Origin of the sequence: Synechococcus sp. R55.2, assembly GCF_047462075.1 — a bacterium.
Classification (GTDB): domain Bacteria; phylum Cyanobacteriota; class Cyanobacteriia; order Thermostichales; family Thermostichaceae; genus Thermostichus.
This window is the reverse complement of record NZ_JANSIH010000034.1, coordinates 1-11,457: the sequence shown is the minus strand read 5'-3', so window position 1 is coordinate 11,457 and position 11,457 is coordinate 1. Positions and strand designations below refer to the sequence as shown.

The following is an 11,457-nucleotide window of genomic DNA, read 5'->3' as shown; positions in this document are numbered from 1 at the left end:
GGAACAGCAGACGGAGCTCATTTGTCGCTCTTGGCCCGATACCTGCATCACCTTCGTCAATCCTGCCTGTTTGCGCTTCTTCGGTCGGCGGGCAGAGGAGGTGGTGGGCCAACCTTGGCGGGATCGGCTGCCGGAAGAAGAGCAGGCTAAGGTGTTGCAAGCTTTTGCTGCTCTCACTCCTGAAAGTCCCTTTTACAGCAGCGAGCGGGAGTACCCCGGAGAAAACGGCCAGTCCCGCTGGATTAGCTGGGTAGATCAGGGCATTTTCGACAGCCGAGGCCGCCTGGTGGAGATCCTATCGGTGGGACGGGAGCTCACCGAGCAGAAACGGGCAGAACAGCAGTTGCAGGCCCTCAACCGGGAGCTGGAAGCCCAGGTGGAGCTGCGCACGGCCAAGCTGCAGCAAGCCTTGCATTTTGAGGGGGTGCTGCGCGCCATCAGCAGCCGGATGGTGGTCAGCCTAAACGAGGGGGAAATCCTGGAAGAAGTGGTCAAAACCCTTGCCGAAGCGCTAAGCCTGACCTGCTGCCAAATCCTGCTGCTTTTAGAAGATGGGTCAACCTGGATCCCCGGCTACTGCTACTCCCCCCTTCTCTCTTCTGATGCAGCTCAGGGCGACAGGGCGGATCCCTTGCATGGCCGAGACTACGCCAGCGACCCGGAGTTCTTGCGCCTGCTGCAGTCCCATTCTTCCTCACAGCAGAAATGGGAAATCCACTGCTGTTGTCGGAAGGAAGGACGCTGGGTGCGGCTGCTGGCCTGCACCCTTTGGGACAAAGAGAAGCGGCTGGGAGCTTTGCTGTTGGAGCGGCTGCCGGAGCAAGAGTTTTCCGAAGACGAGATTCAACTGGCCTATCAGGTGGCCAACTTGTGTGCCCTGGCCATTCGCCAAGCCCGTCTGTACCAAGCAGCCCAAGCGCAGGTGAAGGAATTGGAGCGGCTGAATCTGCTGAAGGATGATTTCCTCAGCACCGTCTCCCACGAGCTGCGCACCCCCATGACCAATGTGCGCATGGCCTTGCAAATGCTGCAAATGACCCGCGATAACCCCGAGAAACAGCGGCACTACTTCACCATTGCCCTGAAAGAGTGCAACCGGCAAATCGAGCTCATTAACGACCTGCTGGATATGCGACGGCTGGAAGCCGGGACGTATCTGCTGCAACCAGAGAATATTTTTCTGCCGCGGTATTTACAAGATTTGCTGGCCGGGGCTCAGCCTTTGGCCCAAGCCAAACATCAACACCTGCAACTGCACCTGGAGGCAGGGATCCCCTCGCTTTGGGCCGACCCCACCTGCTTGGGGCGCATTCTGCGCGAGCTGCTGCACAACGCCATCAAGTACACGGATCCTGAGGGATCCATCCACCTGCGGGCTGTCTCAGAAGGGCAGGGGATCCTCTTCGTCTGCAGCAACAGCAGCGAGATCCCAGAGCCAGAGCTGCCCCGCATCTTTGAAAAGTTTTACCGGATCCCGCAATCGGATCGCTGGAAGCACGGCGGCACCGGCCTGGGGCTGGCTTTGGTGAAGCAACTGGTGGAGCACATGGGGGGGAATATCTCCGTCAACAGCTCGGACGGATGGACCCACTTCCAAGTTTGGTTGCCCCAAGGTGAGGATCCTGCTCCGCCATTGCCCGGCCCACCCCCAATGTCAGAAGACCTCCCCTTTTGGAAAGAGGCTGGGGGTGAGGGGCATACCTGACCCCTATCCCGGCAAGACTTGTTGCTGCCAGAGGGCCTCCAGTTGCACCGTGTATTCGGAGTTCACGATGGGCACTGCCCCAGCAATGGCCTCTTGAATGGGGATCCCGGCAGCAGCCTCCAGTTGGGCAAAAGCTGTTTGGTAGTCGGCAGACAACCGGCTGACATCAATGAGCGGCAGATCCCCCCAGACCTCCGGCTTGAACTTTTCCAATTGCCCCTCCGGGCTGGCCAAAACCTCCGCCAAGACCATCGCCCCCCAAGGATTGGCCGCATTGATGGGAATGGCCGTGAACGAGGGATCGATCAAGCTGGTGCCCGGGATCCCATAGGGGGTGGTGCTGGGAGGAAATTGGCCGTTGCCCTTGCGCAAGATCACCTGATCGATAAAGGTGGGGATGAGCCACACTTCGCCATTGGCAAAGAGCTCCGCCAGGCGGGCAAAGGTGGGCGGGTAGGTTTGGCCCCGCCTCCACAAGAAGGGATCCAGCTTTCTCAGGTATTCCACCAGGGCAGGGGATTGTCGCGCCCAGAGATCGGCATCGAAGTCCGGCCCGCTGTACTGGGCATAGCCCCCGGTCACACCATAGAAGGCGCTCAACAAAAAGCGGCTGCCATGAAAATCCGGCGGGGCCACGTAGGTAAATCGCCCTGGGTTGGCCTCTGCCCAAGCCAACAGTTCGGCGTAGCTCTGGGGGGGATTGGGTACCCGCTCGGCATCATAGGCCATTAAAAAGTAGTTGCCGGTGTAGGGTGCAGAATAGCCCTCGGTGGGCAGGCCAAAATCCGTTGCAATATCGGCGGGATCGTAGAAGGGCAAGCTGGGCAATTTCTCAGCAAAAGGGCCGAAGAGCAAATTCCCCTGCTTGAGGGTGCGGAAGTTGTTGCCATTGATCCAGATGAGATCGATGCTGCCGCCGCTGCGCAGCCCGGCCTGTACCTCCCCAATCACCTTGTTGACTGCTTCAACGGTATCCGTGAGCGGGATCCGGTTCAAGCGAATGCCATAACGCTCCTGCAACTGGCTTTTCACCCAGCCATCCACGAAGCCATTGATGGCCTCGCTGCCGCTCCACATGGCCCAGTTGACAGAGCTGCCCCGCGCCCGCTCCAGAATGTCTGCCCAGCTCAGGGATCCCAGATCCACCATGTTCTGGGAGGTGTTCTGGGCAAACGGAGAGCCTTGACTCAACGCCCAAGCTCCCAGGGATCCCAGGCCGGCCAACACCTGCCGTCGCTTCCAGAAAACGCTTTTGGGTTGCATAGCCTTGCCACCATCCCCATCAAACTTTCAGGTTTCAGATTCAACTTAAACTCTCCCCTCCTCCTTTGGGAAAAGGGCCGGGGGTGAGGGATCCCCGCCAACCCCCACAGGCCACAGAGCCTCTGGCGGCAAATGGATCCACACTGCCTGCCCCGGCGCAAACACCTGATGGGGAGCCACCCAAGCCTGCAGACTGCCCCAAGGGGTTTGTAAGGTCAGCCGTCGCTGGGTGCCCGCAAAGCGTTCCGCCATCACTTGAGCGGAGAAAACATTGTCGGCCAAGCCGGGCGGCTGGGGAAACACCTGCACCTGTTCCGGGCGCACCGTCAGCCGCACCTGACCTTGGAGTGGCGCGGCGCTTTTCAAGAGGATCCCGTCGTTGAGGCGAAGCTGGTGACCCTCCGCCTGCGCATCGAAAAAATTGACCCCGCCAAAAAAGCGGGCAATGCGCTCGGAGCGCGGCTGCTGATAGAACTCCACAGGGGATCCCACCTGGTGTAGCTGCCCCTCAAACATCAGGCCGATGCGTTGGGCCATAGCTGTGGCTTCTGCTTGATCGTGGGTAACCAGCACCGTCGTCACCCCTGTTTCCGCCTGCAGCTCCAGGATGAGAGCCTGCATCTCTTGGCGCAGGTTGGCATCCAGGGCCGACAAAGGTTCATCCAACAGCAGCACCTTGGGCCGAATCACCAAAGCCCGCGCCAGGGCCACCCGCTGCGCTTGTCCGCCAGAAAGCTGGCTAGGCCGACGCTGAGCCAATCCGGGCAATTGCACCCGCTCCAACATGCCCAAGGCGGCAGCCTCCCGCTCTGCCCGGGGAATACCCCGCATTTTCAGGCCAAAAGCGACGTTTTCCCCCACGCTCAGGTGGGGAAACAGGCGGCTGTGTTGGGACAGCAAAGTCACGCCGCGCCGTTCCGGCGGCAGAGGGTTGAGGGGGATCCCGTCCAGCCAGATTTCCCCCGGATAGGGCAAGGGATCCGGCTCCAGCAGGCCGGCGATGAGATTGAGGGTGGTGGACTTGCCGCAGCCCGACGGCCCCAGCAGGGCGAAGATCTCCCCTGCCTCCACGCTCAAAGACAAATCCCTGAGGACAGGGATCCCTCCCTTGTGGAAGCGCTTGCTGAGGTGGCGGAGAACAAGGTGGCCCATGCTTGAGTTACCGGTCAACCTCCCAAGGAGCTCTCAAGCTCTCCCAAATTAGAACAGAAAATACCGCTGCGCCATGGGCAGCACCTCTGCCGGCTCGCAGGTGAGCAATTCTCCATCGGCCCGCACTTCATAGGTCTCCGGGTTCACCTCAATGTGGGGAGTGGCGGTATTGAGTTTCAAATCCGCTTTGCCGATCTCGCGGCAATTTTTCACCGCTACGGCCCGGCGCTGGATCCCCAATTTCTCCGGGATCCCCAAGTCTAGAGCAGCCTGGGAGACAAAGAGGAGGCTGGTCTCGGTCAGGGCGCGGCCAAAGCTGCCGAACATGGGGCGGGGGTACACCGGCTGCGGGGTTGGAATGGAAGCATTGGGATCCCCCATCTGGGCGTAGGCAATCAGGCCCCCCTTCAGGACGATTTCCGGCTTAACCCCAAAAAAGGCCGGCTTCCACAGACACAGATCCGCCAGTTTTCCCACCTCCACCGACCCGATGACGTGGCTGAGGCCCTGGGCGATGGCGGGGCAGATGGTGTACTTGGCTACGTAACGCTTGGCCCGGAAGTTGTCGTTGCGGCTGCTGTCTTGCGGCAAAGGCCCCCGCTGCACCTTCATCTTGTGAGCCGTCTGCCAAGTGCGGATGATTACCTCCCCCACCCGGCCCATGGCCTGGGAGTCGGAAGAGATGATGCTGAACACCCCCATGTCATGCAAGATGTCTTCGGCGGCAATGGTTTGGGGGCGAATGCGGCTTTCGGCAAAAGCAATATCCTCCGGCACATTCTTGCTCAGGTGGTGACACACCATCAGCATGTCCAGATGCTCTTCGATGGTATTGCGGGTAAAGGGGCGGGTGGGATTGGTGGAGCTGGGCAGCACGTTGGGCTCCGAGGCAATGCGAATGATATCGGGGGCATGCCCACCCCCGGCCCCTTCGGTGTGAAAGGTGTGAATGGTGCGGCCATTGATGGCGGCGATGGTATCTTCCACAAAAGCCGATTCATTTAAAGTATCGGTGTGGATGAGGGTTTGGATGTCGTACTCATCCGAGACTTGCAAACAGCTGTCGATCACCGCCGGCGTGGATCCCCAATCTTCATGGATCTTGAGGCCGCAGGCCCCCGCTTCCACCTGTTCCCGCAAAGCTGCGGGAAAAGCCGCGTTTCCCTTGCCAAAGAAGCCCAAATTGACGGGGAACCCCTCCGCCGCCTGCAACATCTTGCCCAAGTTCCAAGCTCCAGGGGTGCAGGTGGTGGCGTTGCTGCCTGTGGCCGGCCCAGTTCCGCCCCCCAAAAGGGTGGTCACTCCCGAGGCGATGGCAAACTCGCACAGCTGCGGACAGATGAAATGCACATGGGCATCGATCCCGCCCGCCGTCAGGATCAGGTTTTCCCCGGCAATCACCTCAGTGCTGGGGCCAACCACCATGCCCGGCGTCACCCCCGCTTGGATGTTGGGGTTGCCGGCTTTGCCAATGCCGACAATGTAGCCATCGCGAATGCCCACATCCGCCTTGACAATGCCCCACCAGTCCAGGATCAGGGCGTTGGTGATCACCAGATCCAAGGCCCCGTTGGCGCGGGTGGCCGTCGGCGATTGCCCCATGCCATCGCGGATGGTTTTGCCGCCCCCAAACTTAATCTCCTCGCCGTAGGTGGTGAAATCCTCCTCCACCTCGATGATCAGTTCGGTATCCGCCAGGCGCACCCGATCCCCTACGGTGGGGCCGTAGTTGCTGACGTATTGGCGACGGGGAATCTCTAGGGTCATAGGGTGGTATCTGCAAAAGGGCTGCCAGGGTTTTACCACACATCCCCACCCAGGGGATCCCTTGCTGTCTATTGTTCAGTTCCAACCCTTCCTGAGAACGGATTGGGTTGGCTGAAAATTCGTTACATATATTTACATCTATGATCGAAAGAACAATTGCCAATCGACTCCAGCCTCGATGGGACAAGGGATCCCTCGTTTAATTATTGTGAAGCAACTGAGGGCTCACAAACCCTGACCTATAATGCCAGGTAAGTCCTGCCCTGGGGGAATCTTCTGCCAAGGGGTAGGGATGCTTCGTTCCTTGTCGCAAGAGAGGAGTTCTTGATGACAACTACGCCAAAGGAGCGAGAGCCGAAGGTCAAGGTGTCGGTTGACGTGGATCCGGTTCCCACCTCATTTGAGAAATGGGCCAAGCCGGGCCACTTCGATCGCAGCCTATCCCGTGGCCCCAAGACCACGACCTGGATCTGGAACCTCCATGCTCTTGCTCATGACTTCGACAGTCACACCAGCGACTTAGAAGACGTCTCTCGTAAGATCTTTTCCGCTCACTTCGGCCACTTGGCAGTGGTTTTCGTCTGGCTGAGCGGCATGTACTACCACGGAGCTCAGTTCTCCAACTATTCTGCTTGGCTGGCGGATCCGATCAACGTCAAGCCCAGCGCCCAAGTGGTCTGGCCCATCTTCGGCCAAGAGATCCTGAATGGGGATGTGGGCGGCGGCTTCGAAGGGATCCGCATTACTTCTGGTCTATTTCACCTCTGGCGAGCTGCCGGCATCACCAATGAGTTTCAACTCCTCTGCACCGCCATCGGTGGCTTGGTGATGGCCGGGTTGTGCCTGTTCGCCGGCTGGTTCCACTACCACAAGCGGGCTCCCAAGCTGGAGTGGTTCCAAAATGTGGAATCGATGCTCAACCACCACCTAGCGGGCCTGCTGGGGCTGGGTTCTTTGGCCTGGGCCGGTCACCAAATCCACGTGTCCATTCCCATCAACAAGATGTTGGATGCGGGCGTGCCGGCTGACCAGGTGCCCTTGCCCCACGAGTTCATCCTCAACCCGGCCCTGATGAAGGAGATGTTCCCCAGCGTGGATTGGGGCATCTTCAGCGGGGTGGTGCCCTTCTTTACCTTGGATTGGGGCAAGTACGCGGAGTTTCTCACCTTCAAGGGTGGCCTGGATCCGCAGAACGGCGCCCTCTGGCTGACCGACCAAGCCCACCACCACTTGGCCATTGCTGTGCTCTTTATCGTGGCCGGCCACATGTACCGCACCAACTGGGGCATCGGCCACTCCATTAAAGAGATCCTGGAAGCCCACAAAGGCCCCTTCACCGGCGAAGGCCACAAGGGCCTCTACGAAGTGCTCACCACCTCCTGGCATGCCCAACTGGCCATCAACTTGGCCATGGTGGGATCCCTGAGCATCATCGTGGCGCAGCACATGTACGCCATGAACCCCTACCCCTACATGGGCATCGACTACGCCACCCAGATCTCCCTGTTTACCCACCACATGTGGATAGGCGGCTTCTTCGTGGTGGGGGGTGCTGCCCACGGGGCCATTTACATGGTGCGGGACTACGACCCGGCGGTGAACCGCAACAACGTGTTGGATCGGGTATTGCGCCACCGCGACGCCATCATCAGCCACCTGAACTGGGTGTGTCTGTTCTTGGGCTTCCACGCCTTTGGCTTCTACGTCCACAACGACACGATGCAAGCCCTGGGCCGTCCGCAGGACATGTTCTCGGACACCGGGATCCAACTGCAGCCCATCTTTGCCCAGTGGATTCAGTCGCTGCACACTTCGGCCATTGCCAGCACCGCTCCCTATGTGGGCGCCTCGGTTAGCCCCATCTTTGGTGGCGACGTGGTGGCTGTGGGTGGCAAGGTGTCCATGATGCCCATGGTGCTGGGCACGGCGGACTTCATGGTGCACCACATCCACGCCATGACCATCCACATTACGGTGCTGATCCTGCTCAAGGGGGTGTTGTTTGCCCGCTCCTCTCGCCTGATCCCGGACAAAGGCAAGCTGGGCTTCCGCTTCCCCTGCGATGGCCCGGGCCGCGGCGGCACCTGCCAGGTCTCCGGCTGGGATCACGTGTTCCTGGGGCTGTTCTGGATGTACAACTGCATCTCCATCGTGATCTTCCACTTCAGCTGGAAGATGCAGAGCGACATCTGGGGCACCGTCAACGCCGATGGCACGATTGAGCACATCACCGGCGGCAACTTTGCGGCCAGCGCCGTCAACATCAACGGCTGGTTGCGGGACTTCCTGTGGGCGCAATCGGTGCAGGTGATCAACTCCTACGGCTCGGCGCTGTCGGCCTATGGGCTGCTCTTCTTGGGCGCTCACTTCGTCTGGGCCTTCAGCCTGATGTTCTTGTTCAGCGGTCGCGGCTACTGGCAGGAGCTCATTGAGTCGATCGTTTGGGCCCACAACAAGCTAAAAGTCGCTCCGGCCATTCAACCCCGCGCTCTGAGCATCATTCAGGGTCGGGCGGTCGGTGTGGCCCACTACCTGTTGGGAGGGATCGTCACCACCTGGGCGTTCTTCCTGGCACGGTTCGGCGCACTCGGCTAAGGCAAGGAGGAAGAGAGAATCATGACAACTGCAACTCGTTTTCCCCAATTCAGCCAAGACCTGGCCAGCGATCCCACCACGCGTCGGCTGTGGTATGGCATTGCCACCGCCCACGACTTCGAGACCCACGATGGCATGACGGAGGAGCGGCTTTACCAAAAGCTGTTCGCCACCCACTTTGGCCATCTGGCAATCATCTTCCTGTGGGCCTCCGGCAACGTCTTCCACATCGCCTGGCAAGGCAACTATGAGCAATGGGTAGCCAACCCCACGGGTGTCACCCCCATCGCCCACGCCATCTGGGATCCCCACTTTGGCAAGGCAGCGGTGGAAGCCTTTACCCAACCGGGGGGCGGCGGCCCCGTCAACGCGGCCTACTCTGGCCTGTACTACTGGTTCAACACCATTGGCCTGCGCACCAACGGCGATCTCTACGCCGGTGCCATTGGCCTGTTGTTGTTGGCGGCGGTGTTTCTGTTTGCCGGCTGGCTGCACCTGCAGCCCCGCTTCCGGCCTAGCCTGAGCTGGTTCAAGAACGCTGAAGCCCGTCTCAACCACCACCTGGCCGGCTTGTTTGGGGTCAGTTCCCTGGCTTGGACTGGTCACCTGGTACACGTCGCCATCCCCGAGTCCCGCGGGCAGCACGTAGGCTGGGACAACTTCCTTACCACTCTGCCCCACCCGGCAGGTCTGAAGCCCTTCTTTACCCTCAACTGGGGGGTGTATGCCCAGAACCCGGACACGGCCAACCATGTCTGGGGCACGGCAGAAGGGGCGGGCACGGCCATCCTCACTTTCTTGGGTGGCTTTAACCCCAACACCCAGTCCCTGTGGCTGACGGACATGGCCCACCACCACCTGGCCATCGCGGTGATCTTCATCGTGGCCGGCCACATGTACCGCACCAACTGGGGCATTGGCCATAGCATCCGGGAGATCCTTGGCGCCCACAACCCCCCCAAGGGCACTCCCTTCGGGGGCCTGCTGGGAGAAGGCCACAAAGGTCTCTACGACACGGTCAACAACTCCCTGCACTTCCAGTTGGCTCTGGCCTTGGCCTGTCTGGGGGTGGTGACCTCGCTGGTGGCGCAGCACATGTACGCCCTTAACCCCTACGTGTTCATGTCCATGGATCACACCACGGAGGCGGCTCTCTACACCCATCACCAGTACATTGCTGGCTTCTTGATGGTGGGGGCGTTTGCCCACGGGGCCATCTTCCTGGTGCGGGACTACGATCCTGAGGCCAACAAGAACAACGTGCTGGCGCGGGTGCTGGATCACAAGGAAGCGATTATCTCCCACCTCAGCTGGGTATCGCTGTTCCTGGGCTTCCACACCCTGGGGCTGTACGTCCACAACGACGTCATGCAGGCCTTTGGCACGCCGGAGAAGCAGATCTTGATCGAGCCGGTGTTTGCTCAGTTCATCCAGGCCTCTCACGGCAAGATGATCTACGGCATGGATGTGTTGTTGTCCAACCCCGACAGCCTTGCTTCTACCGCTTGGCCCAACTACGGCAACGTGTGGCTGCCGGGCTGGCTGCAGGCCATCAACGATCCCAATGGATCCCTGTTCCTGCCCATTGGCCCGGGTGACTTCCTGGTGCACCACGCCATTGCGCTGGGCTTGCACACCACCACCTTGATCTTGGTCAAGGGGGCGTTGGATGCCCGCGGCTCTAAGCTGATGCCGGACAAGAAGGACTTTGGCTACAGCTTCCCCTGCGACGGCCCGGGTCGAGGCGGCACCTGCGACATCTCCGCCTGGGATGCCTTCTACCTGGCCATGTTCTGGATGCTGAACACCATCGGCTGGGTTACCTTCTACTGGCACTGGAAGCAGCTTGGGGTTTGGAGCGGCAACACTGCCCAGTTCAACGAGAACTCCACCTACCTGATGGGCTGGCTGCGGGATTACCTCTGGGCCAACTCCGCCCAGTTGATCAACGGCTACAACCCCTACGGGATGAATAACCTGGCGGTTTGGGCCTGGATGTTCCTGTTCGGCCACCTGGTGTGGGCAACTGGGTTCATGTTCTTGATCTCCTGGCGCGGCTACTGGCAAGAGCTGATCGAGACCTTGGTGTGGGCGCATGAGCGCACTCCCTTGGCCAAGCTGATCCGCTGGAAAGACAAGCCGGTGGCCATGTCGATTGTCCAAGGTCGTCTGGTGGGTCTGGCCCACTTCACGGTGGGTTACGTGTTGACCTACGCGGCCTTTGTTATCGCCTCGACAGCCTCTCAGTCGGGGTAGCCAGCCCATAACCTGCTGAATAGGGATCCCTTGGCTTGTCCGGGGATCCCTTTTTTGTGAGTTGGTAGAGTGGTGATATGAAGTTTAGGGTCTGATGAGTTTGGTCGATGACTCTAGCCGCCCGATTGGATCCCTATATCAGGCGATATACCTTTGAGGAGTTTCATCGACTGATTGAGTCTGGACAGATTGAAGAGCCCAATCAGTTGGAGCTGATTGACGGGCTCCTGGTTCAAAAGATGACGAAAGGGGAGAGGCACGCCGCCTACTGTAGCCGCCTGTACCGACTGTTGGTGGGCCTTGTGCAGGAGCAAGCTATTGTGCGCACCCAGGATCCGGTGCAACTGCCCCCCAATCACGAGCCAGAGCCCGACTTTGCCATTGTGCGCTTTCAGCAGGATGAGTACCGCTCTCGGCATCCTCAGCCCGAAGACATCTATCTCATCATCGAAGTGGCTGATTCTTCCCTTACCTATGATCGGGAAGTCAAACTCGGACTCTACGCCAAAGCTGGGATCCCCAACTACTGGATCTTGAACTTGCAAGAGAACTGCCTAGAGACGTACAGCTTGCCAATAGAGTCGGGAGTTTACCAAAAAAGAGAGGCTTACACCCCCAAGGAGAAAGTTGGGATCCCTGGGATCCTGGCTGGAGAGTTGAGTCTGGATCAGCTAGAAATCGCAGGAGCCCCGCACTGTACCCGTAGGGTCAGTGTCGGG

7 protein-coding genes are annotated in these 11,457 nt (G+C 59.7%); 4 read left to right on the top strand and 3 right to left on the bottom strand.

From position 1 onward, the window contains the following. A partial coding sequence (locus NW838_RS01190; protein WP_414427337.1) for an ATP-binding protein occupies positions 1-1,705 on the top strand: 1,705 nt, incomplete at its 5' end. 3 nt (positions 1,706-1,708) lie between these two features. On the opposite strand, the gene NW838_RS01185 is transcribed toward NW838_RS01190, so the two are convergent. The 3 genes from NW838_RS01185 to ureC are packed head-to-tail and all read right to left on the bottom strand — an operon-like array spanning position 1,709 to position 5,887. Beyond that, a complete protein-coding gene (locus NW838_RS01185) occupies positions 1,709-2,968 on the bottom strand; it encodes an ABC transporter substrate-binding protein (protein ID WP_414427336.1) in 1,260 nt (419 codons plus the stop codon). A gap of 45 nt (positions 2,969-3,013) precedes the next feature. Beyond that, positions 3,014-4,120, bottom strand: coding sequence for an ABC transporter ATP-binding protein (locus NW838_RS01180; RefSeq protein WP_414427335.1), 1,107 nt, complete (start codon positions 4,118-4,120; stop codon positions 3,014-3,016). Positions 4,121-4,168: 48 nt separating this feature from the next. After that, a complete protein-coding gene (gene ureC / locus NW838_RS01175) occupies positions 4,169-5,887 on the bottom strand; it encodes an urease subunit alpha (protein WP_414351194.1) in 1,719 nt (572 codons plus the stop codon). 327 nt (positions 5,888-6,214) lie between these two features. Here ureC and psaA point away from each other — a divergent pair, with 327 nt between their 5' ends. From psaA to NW838_RS01160, 3 genes are all read left to right on the top strand, one after another. Then, on the top strand, positions 6,215-8,482 hold the full coding sequence (psaA, locus tag NW838_RS01170; protein WP_414357700.1) for a photosystem I core protein PsaA: 2,268 nt from the start codon (positions 6,215-6,217) through the stop codon (positions 8,480-8,482). 21 nt (positions 8,483-8,503) lie between these two features. After that, positions 8,504-10,738 (top strand): photosystem I core protein PsaB, encoded by a 2,235-nt coding sequence (gene psaB / locus NW838_RS01165; RefSeq protein ID WP_011431693.1) that lies wholly within the window; start codon positions 8,504-8,506, stop codon positions 10,736-10,738. A gap of 107 nt (positions 10,739-10,845) precedes the next feature. Continuing rightward, on the top strand, positions 10,846-11,457 hold a 612-nt coding region (locus tag NW838_RS01160; protein ID WP_414427334.1), incomplete at its 3' end, for a Uma2 family endonuclease.

Coding starts and splice junctions, on each gene's coding strand:
- psaA (WP_414357700.1), top strand. CDS start 6,215: ATGACAACTACGCCAAAGGAGCGAGAGCCGAAGGTCAAGGTGTCGGTT.
- NW838_RS01180 (WP_414427335.1), bottom strand. CDS start 4,120: ATGGGCCACCTTGTTCTCCGCCACCTCAGCAAGCGCTTCCACAAGGGA.
- ureC (WP_414351194.1), bottom strand. CDS start 5,887: ATGACCCTAGAGATTCCCCGTCGCCAATACGTCAGCAACTACGGCCCC.
- psaB (WP_011431693.1), top strand. CDS start 8,504: ATGACAACTGCAACTCGTTTTCCCCAATTCAGCCAAGACCTGGCCAGC.
- NW838_RS01185 (WP_414427336.1), bottom strand. CDS start 2,968: ATGCAACCCAAAAGCGTTTTCTGGAAGCGACGGCAGGTGTTGGCCGGC.